The 19,918-nt window shown below is 66.3% G+C and carries 16 protein-coding genes; 7 read left to right on the top strand and 9 right to left on the bottom strand.

Features of this window, described 5'->3' with window-relative positions; translation table 11 throughout:
* Positions 1-59: 59 nt before the first annotated feature.
* From Ga0102493_RS12800 to tilS, 3 genes are all read left to right on the top strand, one after another.
* A complete protein-coding gene (locus tag Ga0102493_RS12800; RefSeq protein WP_051697876.1) occupies positions 60-941 on the top strand; it encodes a helix-turn-helix domain-containing protein in 882 nt (293 codons plus the stop codon).
* Between the two features lie 184 nt (positions 942-1,125).
* Positions 1,126-2,175 carry a tetratricopeptide repeat protein gene (locus Ga0102493_RS12795; protein ID WP_051697878.1) on the top strand — a complete coding sequence of 350 codons (1,050 nt, stop codon included), beginning with the start codon at positions 1,126-1,128 and terminating at the stop codon, positions 2,173-2,175.
* Between the two features lie 157 nt (positions 2,176-2,332).
* On the top strand, positions 2,333-3,214 hold the full coding sequence (gene tilS, locus Ga0102493_RS12790) for a tRNA lysidine(34) synthetase TilS (protein ID WP_418251668.1): 882 nt from the start codon (positions 2,333-2,335) through the stop codon (positions 3,212-3,214).
* 89 nt (positions 3,215-3,303) lie between these two features.
* Here the strand turns inward: tilS and Ga0102493_RS12785 are convergent, their stop codons facing one another.
* The 5 genes from Ga0102493_RS12785 to rimO form a co-directional block, all read right to left on the bottom strand.
* Positions 3,304-4,203: a L,D-transpeptidase family protein gene (locus Ga0102493_RS12785; RefSeq protein ID WP_034903157.1), complete on the bottom strand. Its 900-nt coding sequence runs from the start codon at positions 4,201-4,203 to the stop codon at positions 3,304-3,306.
* Between the two features lie 83 nt (positions 4,204-4,286).
* On the bottom strand, positions 4,287-5,294 hold the full coding sequence (locus Ga0102493_RS12780; protein WP_236922227.1) for a glucokinase: 1,008 nt from the start codon (positions 5,292-5,294) through the stop codon (positions 4,287-4,289).
* Positions 5,291-7,096: a phosphogluconate dehydratase gene (gene edd / locus Ga0102493_RS12775; protein ID WP_034903158.1), complete on the bottom strand. Its 1,806-nt coding sequence runs from the start codon at positions 7,094-7,096 to the stop codon at positions 5,291-5,293. The genes Ga0102493_RS12780 and edd overlap by 4 nt, the downstream gene beginning before the upstream one ends.
* Complete coding sequence (gene zwf / locus Ga0102493_RS12770; RefSeq protein ID WP_034903159.1) at positions 7,089-8,555, bottom strand: glucose-6-phosphate dehydrogenase; 1,467 nt, start codon at positions 8,553-8,555, stop codon at positions 7,089-7,091. The genes edd and zwf overlap by 8 nt, the downstream gene beginning before the upstream one ends.
* A 94-nt stretch (positions 8,556-8,649) precedes the next feature.
* Positions 8,650-10,038, bottom strand: a complete 1,389-nt coding sequence (gene rimO, locus Ga0102493_RS12765) for a 30S ribosomal protein S12 methylthiotransferase RimO (protein WP_034903160.1) — start codon at positions 10,036-10,038, stop codon at positions 8,650-8,652.
* A 66-nt stretch (positions 10,039-10,104) separates the two neighbouring features.
* Between rimO and Ga0102493_RS12760 the strand changes: the two genes are divergently transcribed.
* Complete coding sequence (locus tag Ga0102493_RS12760) at positions 10,105-10,503, top strand: DUF1761 domain-containing protein (RefSeq protein WP_034903163.1); 399 nt, start codon at positions 10,105-10,107, stop codon at positions 10,501-10,503.
* Between the two features lie 4 nt (positions 10,504-10,507).
* On the opposite strand, the gene Ga0102493_RS12755 is transcribed toward Ga0102493_RS12760, so the two are convergent.
* Genes Ga0102493_RS12755 through serS form a run of 3 tightly spaced genes read right to left on the bottom strand, consistent with a single transcriptional unit; the run spans position 10,508 to position 13,694 of the window.
* Positions 10,508-11,623: a potassium channel family protein gene (locus tag Ga0102493_RS12755; RefSeq protein WP_034903166.1), complete on the bottom strand. Its 1,116-nt coding sequence runs from the start codon at positions 11,621-11,623 to the stop codon at positions 10,508-10,510.
* Positions 11,624-11,646: 23 nt separating this feature from the next.
* A complete protein-coding gene (surE, locus tag Ga0102493_RS12750) occupies positions 11,647-12,411 on the bottom strand; it encodes a 5'/3'-nucleotidase SurE (protein WP_034903169.1) in 765 nt (254 codons plus the stop codon).
* Entirely contained in the window at positions 12,411-13,694 is a 1,284-nt protein-coding gene (gene serS, locus Ga0102493_RS12745) for a serine--tRNA ligase (RefSeq protein WP_034903171.1), read from the bottom strand. Before serS ends, surE begins: the two co-directional genes overlap by 1 nt.
* A 145-nt stretch (positions 13,695-13,839) precedes the next feature.
* Here serS and Ga0102493_RS12740 point away from each other — a divergent pair, with 145 nt between their 5' ends.
* Positions 13,840-14,148, top strand: coding sequence for a hypothetical protein (locus Ga0102493_RS12740; RefSeq protein ID WP_150132477.1), 309 nt, complete (start codon positions 13,840-13,842; stop codon positions 14,146-14,148).
* An 85-nt stretch (positions 14,149-14,233) separates the two neighbouring features.
* On the opposite strand, the gene Ga0102493_RS12735 is transcribed toward Ga0102493_RS12740, so the two are convergent.
* Positions 14,234-16,582: a TonB-dependent receptor gene (locus tag Ga0102493_RS12735; RefSeq protein ID WP_034903666.1), complete on the bottom strand. Its 2,349-nt coding sequence runs from the start codon at positions 16,580-16,582 to the stop codon at positions 14,234-14,236.
* 118 nt (positions 16,583-16,700) lie between these two features.
* On the opposite strand from Ga0102493_RS12735, the gene Ga0102493_RS12730 reads away from it, so the two are divergent.
* Positions 16,701-17,366, top strand: coding sequence for a TetR/AcrR family transcriptional regulator (locus tag Ga0102493_RS12730; protein ID WP_051697881.1), 666 nt, complete (start codon positions 16,701-16,703; stop codon positions 17,364-17,366).
* A 259-nt stretch (positions 17,367-17,625) separates the two neighbouring features.
* Complete coding sequence (locus Ga0102493_RS12725; protein ID WP_236922226.1) at positions 17,626-19,884, top strand: TonB-dependent hemoglobin/transferrin/lactoferrin family receptor; 2,259 nt, start codon at positions 17,626-17,628, stop codon at positions 19,882-19,884.
* Positions 19,885-19,918 lie beyond the last annotated feature (34 nt).

The following is a 19,918-nucleotide window of genomic DNA, read 5'->3' as shown; positions in this document are numbered from 1 at the left end:
GATTGGAAAGGTAAAAGAACCATTTTCGACAATAACACCGCAAAGACGTGGACCGGGTCATGACCAGCGACACACAGACCGGCGAGTTCGGCGACGATACGCGCGCCGACGATGCCGAGCCCGATTTCGGCGGCGAGCCCGCCGGGGCGGGTCCGACCCTGCGTGCCGCTCGCGAGCGTCAGCGGCTCGACCTTTCGCATATCGCGGCCGAAACCCGCATCCCGATGCACCATCTCGAAGTGATCGAGGCGGGCGAATTCGAAGCCCTGCCCTCGCGCACCTATGCGATCGGCTTTGCCCGCAATTACGCTCGCGTCGTCGGGCTCGACGAAGGCGCGATCGCGGATGCGGTCCGCTCCGAACTTTCCGACGAGAGGGACCGGCGCCATCACGGCGCAGGCGCGATGGAGCCCGGCGACCCGGCTAAGCTGCCTTCCTCCGCGCTCACCTGGTTCGGCGCGCTCGCCGCGATCGTGCTCATCGTCGGCGTGATCGCCTTCTCCAGCTCCTATTTCGGCCAGGGCGCGGATCTTCCCGCGCTCACCCGCGAGGACAGCGCGCCCGCCGCGCCCACCCCGCCGGCCGATCCCGCGCCGGAACTCGCTGCGGCGCAGGAGGGATCGGCTGCGGCCGTGGCGCCTGCCGATCCTTCCGGCGAAGTCGTCTTCACCGCGCTCGAGGACGGGGTCTGGGTGCGCTTCTACGAACGCGGCGGCGAACGGCTTTACGAGGCGCAGATGGAAAGCGGCGAGAGCTTCACGGTGCCCGCGGGCGCGCAGGAACCTCTCATCAATACCGGTCGCCCCGATGCGCTCGCGATAACGATCGGCGGCCGCGAGGTTCCCCCGCTCGCCGAGGGGCCGCAGACGATGGGCGGCGAACCGGTTTCGGCAAGAGCCCTGCTTGCACGGGGCGAAAACGAAGGCCCCTCGGCCAACTGATCGCGCGGCGACCGGGCCGATTTCCCACCGTTTCGCTGGAGTCGCCCCTCGACTTGGAGCCATCCAGCAGGCACAGATTCGGCGTGTATTCAGGAACGCTCCCGCATGGGGGCGCAAGCCCGCGGCCCGCCCGGCAATCGCAGGCCGCGCGAGGAAAGAACCAGAGAAGGAGGCCCGCCAGCCGATGAAAACCGTCCCCTTCACCCGCCGACCAGGCCGGCTGTCCGGGCGCCTTATCGGCGCCTTCGCCGCGACCGCCGTGCTCGCGACCACGCCTGCCGCCTCCTTTGCGCAGGACGCCGGGGAAGAAGCCCGCCTGCGCAAGATCGAGGCCGAGATCCGCGCGCTCCAGCGCAATGTATTTCCCGGCGGCGACGGTCGCTTTTTCGAGCCGCAGATTACCGGCGGACAGCAGGCCCCGAGCCAGCCCGACCGCGCGACGACCAGCGCGCTGACCGATATCCTCGCCCGGCTCGATGCGCTCGAATTGCAGCTCCAGCGGCTCACTTCCCTGACCGAGGAGAACACCAATGTGCTCTCTCGCCTCGATGAACGCATCACCGCGCTCGAGACCGCGTCGAGCGTTGAAGCACAGCCGGAGGACGCGGCCACCGACAGCAATCTCGCGGCGATGACCGGCCGCACGCAAGGCACGAACGGCGACGCGGGTGCGCGCGAGCGGCGGATCGAGCCGGAAGCTCTCACCGAGGGCACGTCCGTCGCCGCCCGCACCCGGACCTCTGGCGCCCAAACCGCAGGCCCGCAGACGGCAAATCCCCAAACCGCAGGTCCCAGCCCCGAGCGGCTCGCCGCGGTCCAGGCGATCACCAAGCCCGATACCGGCGATGCGGGCGAGGACGAATACACCTATGGCTTCCGGCTGTGGGATGCTGGCTTCTATCCCGAGGCGCGCCAGCAATTGTCGAGCTTCGTCGAAGCCTATCCCGATCACCCTCTGACCACTTTTGGGCGCAACCTGCTGGGCCGGGCGTTCCTCGACGATGGCATGGCCGAAGAGGCCGCACGATGGTTCCTGCGCAATTACCAGGCCGACCGCACAGCCCGGCGCGCGCCCGACAGCCTGCTCTACCTTGCCCAAAGCATGATCGAGATGGGCGATGATCGCCGCGCATGCATCGCGCTCGCCGAATTCGGCGAGACCTATCCCGCCATCGCGAGCGGGCGGCTGGCCGACCAGTACGAAAGCAATCGCCGCAAGGTGACCTGCGAATAGCGGCCGGGCGTCCGGCCGCGGGGAGGCGCCTATTGCCGGGACCATCGCACCCGATCTGATCGCTCGCTTCGACGAGGAACTCGCGCGGCTCTGGCCCGAGGAGGACCGAGAAGGGCCGCTTGGCCTCGCGGTTTCGGGCGGGCCGGACAGTCTCGCCCTGCTGCTGCTCGCGCATGAAGCGCTGCCGGGAGGGATCGCCGCGGCGAGCGTCGATCATGGCCTGCGCGCCGAGGCGCCGGGCGAAGTCGCGCTGGTCGAGGCGGCCTGCCGGGAACGCGGCATCCCGTTCAGCCCGCTCGCGGTCGCGGTGCCGCGCGGCAATCTCCAGGCCCGCGCGCGCGAGGCGCGCTATGCTGCGCTTTCCCGCTGGGCGCGCGACATCGGCTGCGGCGCGCTTGCCACCGCGCATCATGCCGACGACCAGGCGGAAACGCTGCTGATGCGCCTCGCGCGCGGGAGCGGGCTTTCGGGCCTTGCCGGCGTGCGCGCCTATGGCACGGTTCCCGGCACCGACATCCCGCTCGTTCGCCCGCTGCTCGGCTGGCGCAAGGCCGATCTCGAGGGGATCGTGGAGGCCTGCGGGCTCGAAGCGGCGCGCGACCCGACCAATGAAGACCTCGCTTTCGACCGTGCACGGGTGCGCCGCCATCTGGCGGAGAACGATTGGCTCGCGCCTGATGCGCTCGCGGCGAGCGCGGGCCACCTTGCCGAGGCATGGCGCGCGATCGAATGGTATGCGCAAATCGACTGGGAAGAGATGGTGCTGTGCGAGGGAGAAGGGCCGGATGGTCCGGTGTGGCGCTATTACGCCAATGTCCCGCGCGTTATCCAGGTCGAGACTGTGCGCCGGATAGTCGCAGAGCTGGGCGGGCAGGTGACCCGCAGCGAAGCGGGCCGCGCCGCCGACCGGCTGTGGCGGGGCGAGAATGCGTCACTTGGCGGTGTGCTGGTCGTGCCGGGGATCGAGCGGGTCGAGAAGATCGGTGTCGAGATGCGGGTCTGGCGCTTCCGCCCCGAGCCTGCGCGCAGGGTGCATTGACTGATCCCCACGTCTTGTCCCAGCCTGTCCGTCGCCTGACAGGGCGGGCGGTCTGCGGCGCGTGACGACCCGACCGGCACACCGGCCAGCTACAACAGGATCCGGTCCCCGACGCCGATATAGCGCCCGCGCGTGATCACCACCTTGTCGCCGCGCCTTGCCGCTTCGAACAGCTTCTTCGCGAACGGATCGGGCACGCCGATGCAGCCGTGGCTGGCATAGCCGTTGATGACCGGCGAACCGTGGATCGCGATCCCGTCCCAGGTCAGCCGCAGCGTCCAGGGCATCGGCGCGTTGTTGTATTTCTCGGAGATGTTGTCCTTCTCCTTGGTCAGGATCGGGAACGTGCCGGTCGGGGTCGGGTGCCGTCTCGTGCCGAGCAGGGCAACCGCGGTGCCGATCTCGTGTCCGTCTCGAAAAGCGCTGATGACGCGCGCGTCGAGATCGACGGTGATGACGAGCGTGCCCTTGTCGGGCGCCGCGCTTTCGTCCCAGAACCACTCGCCATACCGGATCGAGCCCTCGATCGGCAGGATGCTCTTGATGACGAACGGATCGTCGGAGCCGGAGCCGGAGCCGGCGCCGGCGCTGGTCTGGTCGGGGTCGGATTGCGGGGCTGGGACTGCCTGAACGACCGGGTTCGCGGTCAGGCGCGCTGCAGCCCCGCGTTCTGCCATGCCGGCGATCTGCGCGCCGCCCTGAAGCGGCGGGAGGTCCGCCTCGGGCACTTCGCCCGGAGCGAGCGCGGCGCCCGGATTCGCTGCGGCGCTTGCCGGCGAGGGAGCGCGCGGTTCGCCCAGCGTGTCGGGGTCGATCGCGCGGATATTCCCGGCCGCGTCGCGAAGGTCGCTCGCGGTCTCGGCCGCGCGGTCGGCGGCTTCTTGCCCGCCCCGCTCCTGCGCGCCGGCAAGGCCCGCACCGATCGCGAGAGCGGCAAGGCCGAGGGCGATGGCAAGGCGAAAAACGCGCGCGGCGGCAGGCTCGGTCATGGATGCATTATGCCGGGTTAGCCGCGAACCCGCCAGAGGCTAACGAGGTTGCGTCCCCTGAAGGGACGCCGCCCGGGGGTTTCCTAACGGCGCTTTCCTACAGCTTTTCCTACAGGCTTTCCTGCAAGGTGCGCAAAGGCGGCTCCGAGCAGTCCCGGCTGCGGATGCTGCACGAGGGAAAGGGGAATGGCTTTCATCAACTTGGTATAGCGTCCCTTGGCGATGAAGGCCTCGTGAAAGGCCGGGGCGCACAGGTGCTGTTGGAGGCGCTGGCCGAGCCCGCCGGCGATCACCACCGCGCTTGCGCCATGGGCGAGTGCGTAATCCCCCGCGATCCGGCCGAGCGTGGCGACGAAATGGTCGACGGCCCGCTCGGCGAGTTCGTCCTCGCCCGCCATGCCCGCCTTCCAGATCGCGAGGTCATCGCCGAGGGCGGGCGCGCGGCCCTCGCTTGCGGCGATGGCGGCCTGTATATGGGCGATCCCTGCGCCCGATACGACCCGCTCGACCGAAACCCGATCGAACCTCGTGCGCAGGTCCGAGAGGATAGCGTCGTCGAGCGGGCAGACGGGGGCGAAATCGATGTGCGATCCCTCGGTCGCCTGGACCAGAGCGCGGCCTTCGTGCCAGCGGAAATGGGCGATGCCGAGCCCGGTGCCCGGGCCGATGACAGTCACCGTGCCATGATCGGGAAGAGGCTCTTGCGGCCCAGCGAGATGGGCCAGATCCTCGCGCCTCGATCCCGCGACGGCATGGGCGATCGCGGCGAAATCGTTGAGCAGGGTGACGTCTTCAACGTCGAGTTCGCGCGGCAGCGCGTCCGGATCGAAGCTCCAGTCGGCATTCGTCAGCTTGAAGGGGCCTTCGCCCACGGGCCCGGCGAGCGCAAAGCTGGCCCCTGCGGGCGCGAAGCCGGGCTCGCATTCGAGAAAGGCGCGCCATGCCGAGGGAAGATCGGGATAGTCCCCGGTGCGCAGCACGACCGGTTCGCCAAGGGCGACCCTCCCAGCCTGGTCAACGCGCGCGCGGGCGAAGCGGGCATGCGTTCCGCCGATATCGGCGACTGCGATTTCGGGAACGGGCGCGATCACAGCCCGGCGCTGGCGAGCATCGCCGAGGCACCCTGCTCGGCCCCGTCGGCATGGGCCTGCATCATCCGGAAAAGCTCGCGCCCGACGCCCCATTCGGCCTCGCGGTCGGGCGCCGGTTCGCGCGCCTCGAGATCGGCATCGACCGAGAGTTCTCCCGTCTCGGCGCAGACCTTGATCACATCCCCGTCGCGCACCCTGGCAAGCGGACCTCCGCCCTTCGCCTCGGGCGTCAGGTGGATCGCGGCGGGGACCTTGCCGCTCGCCCCCGACATGCGCCCGTCGGTGACCAGCGCGACGCGGTAGCCCCTGCTCTGGAGCACCGCGAGCGAGGGGGTGAGCGCGTGGAGTTCGGGCATTCCGTTGGCGCGCGGCCCCTGGAACCGCACCACCACCACCACGTCGCGGTTGAGTTCTCCGGCCTTGAACGCGGCGAGAACGTCAGACTGATCCTCGAACACGCGTGCGGGCGCCTTGGTGGTCCAGCGCTCGCGCTCCACCGCCGAGCTCTTGAAGCAGGCCCGCCCGAGATTGCCGGTGAGGAGCCGCATCCCGCCATCGCTCTGGAACGGGTCGGAAACGGGGCGCAGCATGGTCTCGTCGCGGCTCGTCTCGACTGCCGCCCAGCCGAGCGCGCCGTCTTCCAGCACCGGCTCCTTTGCATAGGCGGCAAAGCCTTCGTCCCACACGGTGAGGATGTCCGCATGGGCGAGCCCGGCATCGAGCAGTTCGCCCACGACATAGGCCATCCCGCCCGCAGCGTGGAACTGGTTCACGTCGCCCGAGCCATTGGGATAGACCCGCGCGACGAGCGGCACGACGCGGCTGAGCTCGGCCATGTCGTTCCAGTCGATGCGGATCCCCGCGGCACGCGCCATCGCCGGGATGTGGATCGCGTGATTGGTCGATCCGCCGGTGGCGAGGAGGCCGATCACCGCGTTGACGATCGCCTTTTCATCGACGACCTGTGCGAGGGTGCGCTGCGTGGTCCCCGAAAGCGCGGCAAGGCGGTGGATCGCCGCCCGGTCGAACGCCTGGCGCAGCTTCGTCCCCGGCTGGACGAAAGCGGCGCCGGGAATGTGGAGGCCCATCATCTCCATCATCATCTGGTTCGAATTGGCCGTGCCGTAAAAGGTGCAGGTGCCGGGCGAATGATAGCTGCCGAGCTCGCTTTCGAGCAATTCGTCGCGGCCGATCTCTCCGCTCGCATATTTCTGGCGCGTTTCCTGCTTCTGAGCGTTCGAGATGCCCGAGGGCATCGGGCCGCCGGGCACGAACACCGTCGGCAGGTGGCCGAAACGCAGCGCCCCGATCATCAGGCCCGGCACGATCTTGTCGCAGATGCCAAGGCAGGCGACCCCGTCGAACATCTGGTGCGACAGCGCCACCCCGGTCGCCAGCGCGATTGTGTCGCGGCTGAACAGCGAGAGCTCCATCCCGTCTTCGCCCTGCGTCACGCCGTCGCACATCGCCGGCGTCCCGCCCGCCACCTGCGCCGTCGCGCCGACTTCGCGGGCATGGAGCTTGAGCCGTTCGGGATAGCGGTAATAGGGGGCGTGGGCCGAAAGCATGTCGTTATAGGCGGTGACGACGCCGATATTGGGCCCGCGGCGGTTCTTCATCGCCTCCTGGTCCTCCATCGCTCCGGCGAAGGCATGGGCGAGGTTGGAACAGGCGATGTCCTTGTGTTCGGGCCGCCGGTCGGCTTCGCGCCGCATCAGGTCGAGATAGGCGCTGCGGCTGTCCTTCGAATTCGCGATCACGCGCTGCGTGACGCGGTGGATTGTGTCGTCGAGCTTACTCATGCCAGCTCACTCCGTCGCGTTCGATGAGACCGATCGCCGCGCTCGGCCCCCAGCTTCCGGCGGTGTAGGTGCGCGGGGTCATGTTGCCCGCCTTCCATTCGGCCCGGATCGCGTCGATCCAGTGCCATTGCGCCTCGACCTCGTCGCGGCGGACGAACAGGGTCTGATCGCCCTTGATCAGGTCGAGCAGCAGCCGTTCGTAGGCGATCCGGCGGTACTGGCCGACAAAGGCGTCGGGCATGGCGATCTCCAGCGGGACTTCGCGCAGGCTGACCCCGTTCTCGTCGAGACCCGGGACTTTCGCCATGAGGGCAAGGGTGATGTTCTCTTCGGGCTGGATACCGATGAGGAGGTGGTTGGGATGGGTCGCGACCGGGCTCGGCCCTCCTGCGCCCTCGAAGATCGAATGGGGGACGCAGCGAAACTGGACGAGGATTTCGGTCACGCGCTCGGGCAGGCGCTTGCCGGTGCGCAGGTAGAAGGGCACGCCTTTCCACCGCCAGTTGTCGACATGCGCCTTGATCGCGACGAAGGTCTCGGTGTCGGAATCGCGGCCGAGTTCCTCGTCATAGCCGGGCACGGCCTGGCCGCCGATCGCGCCGGCGCGATACTGCCCGGTGACGGTCTCCCCCGCCTTGACCGGGCGTAGCGCGCGCAGGACCTTGACCTTTTCATCGCGGATCGCGGTCGGGCCGAACCCGGTCGGCGGCTCCATCGCGACGAGGCTGAGGAGCTGCAGCATATGGTTCTGCACCATGTCCCTCAGCGCGCCCGCGCCGTCGTAGAAATCGACCCGGCCTTCAAGGCCCACCGTCTCGGCGACCGTGATCTGGACGTGGTCGATATAGGTCGCGTTCCAGATCGGTTCGAACAGGATGTTGGCGAAACGCAGGGCGAGAAGGTTCTGCACCGTCTCCTTGCCGAGATAATGGTCGATCCGGAAGATCCGCTCCTCCGGAAACGCGTCCGCCACCGCGTCATTGATCGCGCGGCTCGATTCGAGATCGTCACCGAGCGGCTTTTCGAGGCACATCCGCACGTTCTCGCCCGCGAGCCCGGCATGGCGCAGCCCCTCGATCGTCGGGCCGAACAGGCTTGGCGCGGTCGATAGGAAAATGGCGACGCCGGTATCGCTGCCCTCGCCGATGGAGCCGACCTTTTCGGCGAGATCCTCGAACCCTTCGAGCGTCGAGGCGTCGAGCGGCTGGTAGTGGAGCCGGTTGAGAAAGCCCGCCATCCCGCCACGCCGTTCGGCGGGCAGGTGCTCCTCGAGCGCCTTTCGCGCCATGTCGCGAAAACCCGCATCATCCATTTCGGTGCGGGCGGTGCCGATGATCCGCAGCTTTTCAGGCAGCAGTCCGTCCGCGTCGAGCGCGCACAGCGAAGGCAGCAGCTTGCGCCGCGAAAGGTCTCCGGTGGCGCCGAAGAGAAGCAGCCGGTCGGCGGCGAATTCGGTCAAGACTGGCCCTCCTTGCAGCGCTGTCGGCAGCGCCTGTCGCTTCGGATGCTAGTCCACCGCCGGGAAGGCGGCAACGTGGCCCTGCGAGCCGGGACTAGGCGGCGATCACGCCGTACAGGTCGTGTTCGTCGGAATCCTCGATTGTCACGTCAACGATCTGCCCGGCGCGAAGGTCCGAGGGAACCTCGCGCATGTGGACCGCGCCGTCGATCTCGGGCGCGTCGGCCTCGCTGCGGCCGGTCGCGCCGATATCACCGTCCTCGTCGGGCTCGCCCACCTCGTCGATGATGACGGGGAGCGTGCGTCCGACCTTGGCCGCAAGCTTTTCCGCGCTGATCCGGGCGGTCAGTTCCATCAGGCGGGAATAGCGTTCCTCCTTGACCTCTTCGGGCAGGGGATCGGGCAGGGCGTTGGCCGCCGCGCCTTCCACCGGCTCGAACCGGAACGCACCGACCCGGTCGAGCTGCGCTTCGGCGAGCCAGTCGAGGAGGTATTCGAAATCCTCCTCGGTCTCGCCCGGAAAGCCGACCACGAAGGAGGAGCGCACCGCGATGTCGGCGCAGGTCTCGCGCCAGGTTTTCAGCCGGTCGAGCACCTTGGCCTCGTTGGCGGGGCGCTTCATCAGCTTGAGCACCCGGGGGCTCGCGTGCTGGAATGGGATGTCGAGATAGGGGGTAAGCAGCCCCTCGGCCATCAGCGGGATGACATGGTCGACATGGGGGTAGGGGTAGACATAATGCAGCCGCACCCAGGGTGCGCGGGCCTCGTTAGTGCGAAGCCCGCCCAGTTCGCGCGCGAGATCGGTCATGTGCGCGCGCACCTCGCGGTCCTTCCACATGCGCGGTTCATGCCGGATATCGACGCCATAGGCGCTCGTGTCCTGCGAGATGACGAGCAGTTCCTTCGTCCCCGCCGCAACCAGCTTTTCCGCCTCGCGCAGCACCGCGTCGATCCGCCGGCTGGCGAGCTTTCCGCGCAGCTGAGGGATGATGCAGAACGCGCAGGAATGATTGCAGCCCTCGGAGATCTTCAGATAGCTGTAATGGCGCGGCGTCAGCTTGATGTCGGGCTGCGGGATCAGGTCGACGAACGGGCCCTGCGACGGCGGGGCGTGGGTGTGTACCGCGTCCACCACCTGTTCGTATTGATGCGCACCCGTCACCGCCAGCACCTGCGGGTGCGCGGCGCGGATCGCGTCCGCTTCCTCGCCCATGCAGCCGGTCACGATGACGCGGCCGTTCTCTGAAATCGCCTCCCCGATCGCCGCGAGGCTTTCCTCCTTCGCGGAATCGAGAAAGCCGCAGGTGTTGACCAGCACGACGTCGGCGCCCGCGTAATCGGGGCTGATCGCATAGCCATCGGCGCGCAGGCGGGTGAGGATGCGTTCGGAATCGACCAGCGCCTTGGGGCAGCCGAGGCTGACCATGCCGACGCGCTTCTGGTCGGGCAGGGTGCGGGGAGGGGAGGCGGTTGCGGTGTTCATTTGGCGCGGGCCTCTACACGCAAAGGCGGGAATGCGCTAGCGCGATGCTTTACGAGGAGAACCGAGATGAACGACTTCGCACTGTGGCCGGTGCTGGCCGGGGCCGCCGCCTTCTTCGCGGTCGGGGCGATCTGGTACGGAATCCTTTTCGGAAAGGCGTGGCAGAAAGCGGCGGGGCTGTCGGACGGGGATGTGCGTTCGGGCAACATGGGTGTGATCTTCGGCCTCACCTTTCTGTTCGAAATGCTGGTCGCCATGGTGCTGTGGCACCTGATCGCGCGGACCGATCCTGCCCCGCATGTCGTCATCATGATGGCGGTAGGTTTCGCCGTCGGAGTCATGATCCCGGCGATCGGGATCAATTACCTCTACCAGCGAAGGAGTGGGCGGCTCTTCGCGATCGACGCGGGCCATTTCCTCGTCGGAATGGCGGCGATGGGCGGGGTATTCCTGCTGTTTCGGTAAGGCTCTACTTGCGATTGTCGCCGTGCCCGTCGCCCTTGTTCGTGCCGTTTTCGGTCGGCACGATCTCGACCACGACGTCGCCCTTCTGGAGGCTCTCGCATTCCTCCTCCCAATATCCGATCGCGCGGCCATTGCGATAGATCCTGAGGCCCTTGCCGCCGCTGGCGAGATCGGTGATCGACCTGCCGCATTCCTCGTCATCCACGACCCGTTCGACAAGCTGGACGCGGCCCGAAACCGATGCGAGGTCGGCGAGATAGTCGGAGATATGCGCCCCCTTGGCGCTTCCCGCCAGCAGCAACCCGGTGAAGCGCACCGGGTTGATGACATTGTTCGCCCCCGCCTGCCGGGCGAGCACTTCATTGTCCTGCGCGCGCACGACGACGCTGATCGGCACCTTGGGCGCGAGATGGCGGACGGTCAGAACGATCAGGATCGAAGTGTCGTCGCGCCCGGCGGATACCAGCACGCTCTGCGCATTGCCGATCCTGACCGCTTTCAGCGTCTCGTCGCGGGTCGCATCGGCGGCCATGACGTTGACGCCGAGCTTTTCGGCCTCTGCAAGCCGGTCCTCGCTCGGATCGACGACCACGATGTTGTCGGCCGGCGTGCCGCGCGCGATAAGTTCCTCGACGCTCTGCGAGCCGGAAACGCCATAGCCCAGCACGACGACGTGGCCTGACAATTGCTCCTGGATACGGGCCATGCGCCATTTCTCCCAGCTGCGCTTGATAATGAAGTTATAGGCCGTGCCGACGAAGATGAAGAGGACGGCAAAGCGCACCGGCGTCACGATCACCGCCTCGATCAGGCGGGCACGGTCGGTAATGGGGGCGATGTCGCCAAAGCCCGTCGTCGTGATCGAGATCATCGTGAAATAGACCACGTCGAGAAAGCTCACATGGCCGTCGAAATTGTCGACCAGCCCCTCGCGGTCCCACCAGTGGATGCCGATGACGACGAAGATCAGGAACAGCGCAAGGCCGATCCTTATGCTGAGATCGCCCCAGACCGGCAGTCGGACCGCGCGGCGCAGGGGCCGGAAATGGCGGCGCGCGCGCGCCTTGGGCTCGGACTTGGACCGGGCCGTGGTCAGCTTTTGCGGCCTGTCTTCCGCCATCGCCCCCTTGCCCCCGGCCCGGCTCAGTCCCCGAACCTCTCGGCGAGCTGGCCGATGGTCGGATAATGGGTGAAATCGAGCTGCAGCGGCGTGACCGAGACATAGCCGTCATCGATCGCCTCAAGGTCGGTGCCATGGTCCAGCGTGTGCTCGATCGGGTCGAGGCCGAACCAGAAATAGCGATATCCGCGCGGGTCGCGGCCTTCGACCACGGTGCCGCGCTTGTAATCGTGAAAGCCCTGCCGGGAAACGCGGATGCCTTTTACCTCACCGGCCGGACGGGGCGGGAAATTGACATTGACCAATGTGCGCTCGGCAAAGGGCGCGTCGAGCAGCGGGGCGATCACCTTCGGCCCCCAGTCGCGCGCGGCAGCGAATTCGGAATCGGTCCCGCGCGTCGCGCCGCTGTAGACCTGCGAAAGCGCGATCGAGCGCACGCCCGCGAGCGCGCCTTCGATCGCAGCCGAAACCGTGCCCGAATAGGTGATGTCGTCACCCAGATTGGCCCCGCGATTGACGCCCGACAGGATAATGTCCGGGGGCGCGTCCAGCACTTCGCGCAGCGCCATCATCACGCTGTCGGTCGGCGTTCCGGTCACGGCATAGCGCCGCTCGGCATATTTCTGGAGCCGCACCGGGCGGTTGAGCGTGAGCGAATGGCCCGCGCCCGATTGCTCTTCGGATGGGGCGCAGATCCACACGTCGTCGGAAAACTGCGCCGCGATTTCCTCAAGCACGGCAAGGCCGGGGGCGTGGTAGCCGTCGTCGTTTGTGACAAGGATGCGCATTACGTCGTCGGCTCCAGCCGGGTCGTGCCCGCCATGTACGGATGAAGGGCCTCAGGCACGGTAACGCTGCCGTCGGCCTCCTGATAGTTCTCGATCACCGCGACCAGCGTACGGCCCACCGCAAGGCCCGATCCGTTCAGAGTATGGACGAATTCGGTCTTCTTCGTCTCGCCTTCCGGACGGTAGCGGGTCTTCATCCGCCGCGCCTGGAAATCGCCGGTGTTCGAGCACGAAGAGATTTCGCGGAACGCGCCCTGTCCGGGAAGCCAGACCTCGAGATCGTAGGTCTTCTTCGCGCCGAAGCCCATGTCGCCGGTGCATAGCAGCATGGTGCGATAGGGCAGGCCGAGCGCTTCGAGCACGCCTTGCGCACATTTGGTCATGCGTTCGTGCTCGGCCTCCGAATCCTCGGGCTTCACGATGCTGACGAGTTCGCATTTCTCGAACTGGTGCTGGCGGATGAAGCCGCGCGTGTCGCGCCCCGCCGCGCCCGCTTCGGAGCGGAAGCACTGGGTCAGCGCGGTGAGCCGGATGGGCAGCGCGTCCGCATCGAGGATGTCGCCCATCACGCTCGCGGTCAGGGAGACCTCGGCGGTGGGGATGAGCCAGCGATCATCGGTCGTGCGGAAACTGTCCTCGGCGAACTTGGGCAGCTTGTCGGTCCCGTACATCGCCTCGTCGCGGACCAGCACCGGCGGGTTGCACTCGGTATAGCCGTTCTCGCCCACCTGCCGGTCGAGCATGAACTGGCCCAGTGCGCGGTGCAGGCGCGCCATGGGCCCACGCAGGAAGGTGAAGCGCGCGCCCGACAGCTTCGCCCCGGTCTCGAATTCCATGCCGAGCGCAGGCGCTATATCGGCGTGTTCTTTCGGTTCGAAGTCGAACCCGCGCGGCGTCCCCCAGCGAGCGACCTCGACATTGGCGTCCTCGTCCTCGCCCTCGGGCACGTCGGCGGCGGGGATGTTCGGGATCACCGCGAGCGCGTGGTCGAGCTCGTCCGAGACCTTCTCCAGCCGCTTTTCAAGCTCGGGCATGGCCTGCTTCAGCTCGGCGACCTCGGCCTTGAGCTTCTCGGCTTCGTCTGCATTGCCCTGGCCCATCGCCTTGCCGATGGCCTTGGAGGCCTCGTTGCGGCGGCTCTGGGCTTCCTGCAATTTCGTCGTGAGCGCGCGGCGTTCCTCGTCGAGCGCGAGCAGCGCCTTCGCTTGCGGCTCAGCGCCGCGCCGGGCGAGGCCAACATCGAAGCCTTCGGGATCGTCCCTGATCAGGCGGATATCGTGCATGGGCTGCGCCTATGCCTGCTCGCGGCCCCCAAGAAAACCCGTTTCTTGCCGCGGGCCTGCCTGGCGGCCATGCGTTGCGCCTGCGCGACCATCCTACGGAACCGCCTGCCCCCCGAACCGATTGATCAGGTGAAGGAGAACAACAATGCTCAGATCACTCATCGGGGCCGCAGTCGGCTCGAAAATGGCAAAGCGCTATCCCGTGCTCGGCGGGACCACCGGGGTCATCGTCGCGCGCGCCGCGCCTTTCATCCTCAAGCGCATCAGCTTTCCCGCGATGCTCGCCATGGGAGCGGGCGGATACCTGGCGAAGCGCTATTTCGACGGGAAGGAAGCCGAAGGGACCAAGGCGAAGCCGACCGACGGGCCGAACAGCGATACCGGCACGGTAATCGACAACCCGCCCGGCGGAGCGCTCGCCAAGACCAACGGGTCGCCCCCGACGGTCAGCTGATCGCAAGCGACGCGAACAAGAAAAGCCCGGAAGGCCACGCTTGCCTTCCGGGCTTTCCCGTTTCAGCTCCCGTCCAAGGGGCCGATCAGAAATTGACCTGCGCGGTGACGAATACCCGGCGTGGGTCTCCGTAGAACCCGGTCAGCGTCCCTTCAAGCCCCAGGGTCGGCGTAAAGGGCGTGCCCGGGGGCGTGCCGCCGCTGACGAAGTTGTAGCCCGCCACGATATATTCCTTGTCGAACAGGTTCTTGCCGTGAAGGCCGATCGAATAGAACCCGTCCTCGGAGGTGTAGACCACGCTCGCATCGACCAGGACGAAGCCATCCTGGTCGAGGAAGGGATTGGGCACCTCGAACTGGCTCGCATCCGAACGCAGCGAGGCAAGGCCAATGAGGTCGAAAATGCCGTCCCCTGCCGGGATGCCGAGATTGAAGCCCATGTGGCCGGTGATGTCGGGTGTGTTCTGGAACACCCGCTGATCGGCGACATCGTTGCCGAAGGCGTCGATGAAGGTGTTGAACTGCGCATCGAGCACGCCCAGCGACCAGTTGACCGAGAAGCGGCTGCCATTGCCGGCAAAATCCTTGCCTACCAGCGCGTTGCCTTCGAACTCGATACCGTTGACGTCGGCGCTCGCCGCGTTCGACGTGATGCCGATGAAGCTGTCGTTCACCCCGTCGCCATTGGTGTCGAGCCCGACCGAGCCGGGGATCTGGACATCGTTGTACTGGCTGAGGAAGCCCGCGAGCGAGATGTTGAGGCGGTTGTCGAGCAGCGAGGCCTTCCAGCCCAATTCGAAACTGTCGACCGTCTCCGGCGCGAAGCGGAGGAATTCGAACTGATCGTCGAAATCGATATCGCCGTCCCCGTCGAGATCGGGCGCCGCCGTCGTCTGGCCCCGCGGGTCGAAGCCGCCGCCCTTGAAGCCTTGCGAATAGGTGAAATAGACGTTGTGATCGCGGTTGGGCTGCCAGCTGATCGAGGCGCGCGGATTGAAGTCCTCGAAGGTCTCGCTGCCCTCGAAATCGCTGGTCACCGCTATCGGCACACCTGTCCCGTCGAACAGGTCCGAGAACCCGCCGATGAAGGTCGTGCGCAGCACCCGGCTGGTGCGCTTGTCATTGGTGTAGCGCCCGCCCAGCGAGACGCTGATCGTGTCGGTCAGGTCATAGGTGAAATCGGCGAAGACCGACCAGGTTTCGGTATCGACATCGCCCAGCGTCTGCGCGTTGAGGCCGGGAAGGCCGATCGCGGCTCCGGTGTTGAACAGCGCGACGTCGAACGCGGTGAAGGCATTCGCGTTGAGGTAGTAGAAGCCGACCACGCCCGACAGCCGATCGCCTTCGTAAAGCAGCTGCAGTTCCTGGCTGAACTGGTCGTTCTCGTAGATCGCAGGCACGTCTAGGTCGGCGGCGGGAAGGCTGTCGAAATCGATCGGGGTGGTCGACCGGTCCTCGCGGTAGCCGGTGATCGATTTGAGTGTGATCGTGTCCGAGACCTCGATCGCGATGTTGAGCGCGCCGCCATAGGCCTCGACCTCCTGGTCGACCACATTGAGCCCCGCTCGCGTGTCGAACACGTCGTCGAGCACCGGCGCTCCGCTAAGCAGGCCGGGGATCAGGCGGTGGCCCTGGCGGGCTTCGCTGTTGTCCTTCACATAGTCGCCCGACAGGCGCACGAAGACGGGGCCGCTGTCGAATTCGATCGTGCCGCGTGCGGCCCACACGTCCTTGTTGTAGTTCTCCGTACCGAGCGTCAGGTTCTCGCCGAATCCGCCGCGCGACAGGCGCGCGCCGCTCGCGCCGATCTTGAGATTGTCGGTGATCGGGGTCGATGCGGTCACGATCAGGTCGGCCTGGTCGTAATTGCCGTAGGCTCCGCGGATCTGCAGGCTCGGATCATCGGGCAGTTCGGCGGTGACATACTTGATCGCGCCGCCGATCGTGTTGCGTCCGTAAAGCGTGCCCTGCGGCCCGCGCAGCACCTCGATCCGCTCGACATTGTAGATGTCGAGCACTGCGGCCTGCGGGCGATTGAGATAGACATCGTCGATATAGAGCCCGACGCCCGCCTCGAAGCCGGCAACAGGATCCTGCTGGCCGACGCCGCGGATGAAGGCGGTAAGGGTGGTGTTGGTGCCGCGGCTCACTTCGAGCGTGATGTTGGGAACCTGCTGGCCGATCTGGGTGAGTTCGAGGATGCCCTGCTGCTGCAGCGTCTCGCCGGTCAGCGCGGTGACCGAGATCGGCACGTCGATGAGGCGTTCCTCGCGGCGGCGGGCGGTGACGACGATGGTGTTCCCGGCGTCGAGCGTTTCCGCCTCTTCGGCAGCGGTGTCGATGTCACTGTCCTGCGCGGCGGCGGGCGCGGCGATCGCCCCCAGCCCGGCACAACCCGCCAGCAGCAGCGTGCGGCGTGCGATCACGTTCTTCATCATTTTCCCTCTCCGGTCTTGTCGTTTTCGGCTCGATATTGAAAGATGAACCAACTTTCAAGTTTTTCCTTGTTTCGATCCACCGGCTTGCCTACCCATGCGTTGACGGGAGGCAGTCATGGCGAACTCGAACCGCTCCGATCAGGGCGAGAAATCGCGCGCGCAGGTCGATAGTGCCGCCGCCGAGGGCAAGGCGCCGCGAACCGAGCGCGGGCGCAGGACGCTGCGCAAGCTGCTTGATGCATCGGCTGTGGAATTCGGCGAAAAAGGCTTCCACGAAGCCTCCGTGAGCTCGATCACGAGGCGTGCGGGCGTCGCGCTGGGCAGCTTCTACACCTATTTCGACAGCAAGGATGCGCTGTTCCGGGCGTTGGTTCAGGACATGAGCGAGAATGTCCGGACTTCAGCGCGTTCGGCGCTGAAGGAAGGCATGGGCGCGATGGAGATCGAGCGTGCGGCGCTCGCGGCCTTCCTCGCCTTCGCGCGCGAGCACAAGGAAATCTACCGCATCATCGACGAAGCCGAATTCGTCGACCCGGAAAGCTATCGGAACCATTATGAAACGATCGCAGGGCGCATCCGGGCGCGGATCGAGGCGGGGGCCGCCGCCGGTGAACTGCGCACGGGCCTAGGCGAGATCGAGGCCTGGGCGATCATGGGGATGAACGTCTTCGTCGGCCTGCGCTACGCGGTATGGGGCAGCGAGGACGCGTCGCCGGGCGATCCGGAGGAGATCGCCGCTGCGGTCAACCGCCTGCTTGCCGAGGGGATCGAGCGCCGCTGACGCAATCGCTGGGCCTGGACTGCCGGCCCGGGCCTGCGATCGCCCGGCTTTGCTGCCCCTGATGGGGCAGGCCCCATTCCATAATCCTCATGACGAGATCCCAAGAGCTTTGTCGTCCATGCGATGAGGGCAAGCCGATGACGGCTTGGACCCTCTTATGAGAATAATTCGCAGTCGCATTCGCAAATATATTGACTCTCATTCGCAACAACGGCAGTGCCTCCGACCGAGTTTGTAACACTGTCACATGGGATCGAACGTGAAAGCTCCACACGCAACGACTTCGCTCGCCGCGCTTGCCGCTGCTCTCCTGACCGCAATGCCCGCGTCCGCCGAGACCAAATCCATCGAGGCCGAAGCCGCGCCGCAGGTAAAGGACGACCCCACGATCGTCGTTACCGCCACGCGGACCCCGGTCAGGATCCAGGACGTGCCCGCCACCGTCACCGTGCTTACCGACGAGGAAATCGCCGATCAGCTCGCGACCGACATCAAGGACCTCGTCCGCTACGAGCCTGGCGTCACCGTGCGGCGCGCGCCCGCGCGCTTCGGCGCCGCCTTCGGTTCCACGGGCCGTGCGCGAAACGAGGATTTCGTCATTCGCGGGATCGGCGGCAATCGCGTCCTCATCCAGGTCGACGGCATCCGTTCGCCCCAGGGTTTCGCCTTTGGCGCGCAGGATGCCGGACGCGGCGGTTTCACCGATGTCAGCCTCGTCAAGTCGGTCGAGATCCTGCGCGGTCCGGCCTCTGCGCTCTATGGCAGCGACGGTCTTGCAGGTGCGGTCAGCTTCACGACGTCGGATCCGGTCGACCTGATCGGCGAGGATGATTTCGGCGGCTTCGTTTCTTCGCAATATTCGAGCGAGGACGATGAATTCGCCCTGACCGCCACGATGGCGGGCGAGCTCGGCGACATTTCGGCAATGATCGCTTACACAAGCCGTGATTTCGAGGAGCTTGAGAACCAGGGCGAGAACGACGGCATCGGCGAAACCCGCACGGCGCCCAACCCGCAGATCGGTCGGAGCGACGCGGTCCTCGCCAAGCTCGTCTGGAACAGCGGCGCGCATCGCATCCGCCTGGCCGGCGAATATCTTGACAGCGCGGTCGAAACCGAAGTGCTCACCGCGCTCGGCCCGGCTTTCCTGTTCGGCCCCGCGCCGGTCTGGAACGTCGATGCGCTGAATGCGCGCGACACCAACGAACGCGTGCGCGCTTCACTCGACTGGACCTTTGACGGCGAAGCGGATGACGTGATCGAATACGCCTTCCTCTCGGCCTATTGGCAGGATGCTGAGGACCGCCAGTTCGCTTTCGAGGAACGCACGCCGCTCGGGTTCATTCCGGCGCCCGACCGCGAGCGACTGAACACTTTCGAGAACCGGGTCTATGGCGCGGTCGGTGAGGCGCGCAGCTCCTTCGGCATGGGCGGAATGCGGCATCAGATCGCCTTTGGCGGCGATGTCAGCTTCACCCGGCAGGAGGGATTGCGCGATGGCACCTTCCCGGGCCGCAGCGAGACCTTCCCGACACGCGCCTTCCCGGTGACCGATTTCACGCTGGGCGGGCTTTTCATCTCGGACGAGATCACGTTCGCCGATGGGGCGGTGACCCTGTTTCCGGCGCTGCGCTTCGATTTCTACGATCTCGAACCGACCGACGACCCCCTGCTGGTGGGCTTCGTTCCTGAAGGCCAGAGCGACAGCCGCCTCTCGCCAAAGCTGGGAGCGACCGTCAACCTGACCGACGAGTTCCTGCTTTTCGGCAATTATGCGCAAGGCTTCCTCGCGCCCACGCCGAGCCAGGTGAACAATTTCTTCCAGTTCCCCGCAGGCGGCTACATCTCCGCGCCCAATCCCGACCTGCGCCCCGAAACGAGCGAGAGTTTCGAGGCAGGTGCGCGCTATACGGGTGATGTGTTCTCGGTGCAGGTGGTCGGCTTCAAGGGCGATTACGACAATTTCATCAGCCAGCAGGTCATCAGCGGTTCATTCACCCCTCAGGATCCGGCGGTGTTTCAGTTCGTCAATTTCAACGCGGTCGAGATCGAGGGGATCGAGGCGCGCGCCGATCTCAAACTGGACAACGGGATCACGGGGCGTTTCGCGATGGCCTATGCCAATGGCGACGTCATCGAGCCGGACGGCACGCGCACGCCTCTCGATACGATCGATCCCTACAATCTCGTCGCCGGGCTCGGATATCGCGATCCCGCCGGGCGTTTCGGGGGCGAACTGATCGTCACCCACAATGCGCGCAAGGACGCGGACGAGACCCCGCCTGCACCGGGTGGAGGCGAATTGTTCCGGCCGGAATCCTTCACCATCGTCGATCTCACCGCCTTCGTTGCCGTCACCGACGAGATCAAGCTGCGCGGCGGGATCTTCAACCTCACCGACGAGCGGTACATCTACTGGTCCGACGTGCGCGGCCTTTCGGTGGCGGATTCAGGCATTGCCGGTGCCTTCACCCGGCCGGGCCGCAATTTCAGCCTTTCGGCAAGCTTCCAATTCTGATTATCATTTGCGATATAACACCATCTCATGAATC

The organism is Erythrobacter litoralis, assembly GCF_001719165.1.
Taxonomy (GTDB): domain Bacteria; phylum Pseudomonadota; class Alphaproteobacteria; order Sphingomonadales; family Sphingomonadaceae; genus Erythrobacter; species Erythrobacter litoralis.
Note: the sequence above shows the minus strand (reverse complement) of the source record. Positions and strands in the feature narration are given on the sequence as shown.

Bases quoted from the DNA above. Each gene is read 5' to 3' on its own strand.
- Ga0102493_RS12800 (WP_051697876.1), top strand. From the start codon at position 60: ATGACCAGCGACACACAGACCGGCGAGTTCGGCGACGATACGCGCGCC.
- Ga0102493_RS12795 (WP_051697878.1), top strand. From the start codon at position 1,126: ATGAAAACCGTCCCCTTCACCCGCCGACCAGGCCGGCTGTCCGGGCGC.
- Ga0102493_RS12785 (WP_034903157.1), bottom strand. From the start codon at position 4,203: ATGACCGAGCCTGCCGCCGCGCGCGTTTTTCGCCTTGCCATCGCCCTC.
- edd (WP_034903158.1), bottom strand. From the start codon at position 7,096: ATGAGTAAGCTCGACGACACAATCCACCGCGTCACGCAGCGCGTGATC.
- rimO (WP_034903160.1), bottom strand. From the start codon at position 10,038: ATGAACACCGCAACCGCCTCCCCTCCCCGCACCCTGCCCGACCAGAAG.
- Ga0102493_RS12760 (WP_034903163.1), top strand. From the start codon at position 10,105: ATGAACGACTTCGCACTGTGGCCGGTGCTGGCCGGGGCCGCCGCCTTC.
- Ga0102493_RS12755 (WP_034903166.1), bottom strand. From the start codon at position 11,623: ATGGCGGAAGACAGGCCGCAAAAGCTGACCACGGCCCGGTCCAAGTCC.
- surE (WP_034903169.1), bottom strand. From the start codon at position 12,411: ATGCGCATCCTTGTCACAAACGACGACGGCTACCACGCCCCCGGCCTT.
- serS (WP_034903171.1), bottom strand. From the start codon at position 13,694: ATGCACGATATCCGCCTGATCAGGGACGATCCCGAAGGCTTCGATGTT.
- Ga0102493_RS12740 (WP_150132477.1), top strand. From the start codon at position 13,840: ATGCTCAGATCACTCATCGGGGCCGCAGTCGGCTCGAAAATGGCAAAG.
- Ga0102493_RS12735 (WP_034903666.1), bottom strand. From the start codon at position 16,582: ATGAAGAACGTGATCGCACGCCGCACGCTGCTGCTGGCGGGTTGTGCC.
- Ga0102493_RS12730 (WP_051697881.1), top strand. From the start codon at position 16,701: ATGGCGAACTCGAACCGCTCCGATCAGGGCGAGAAATCGCGCGCGCAG.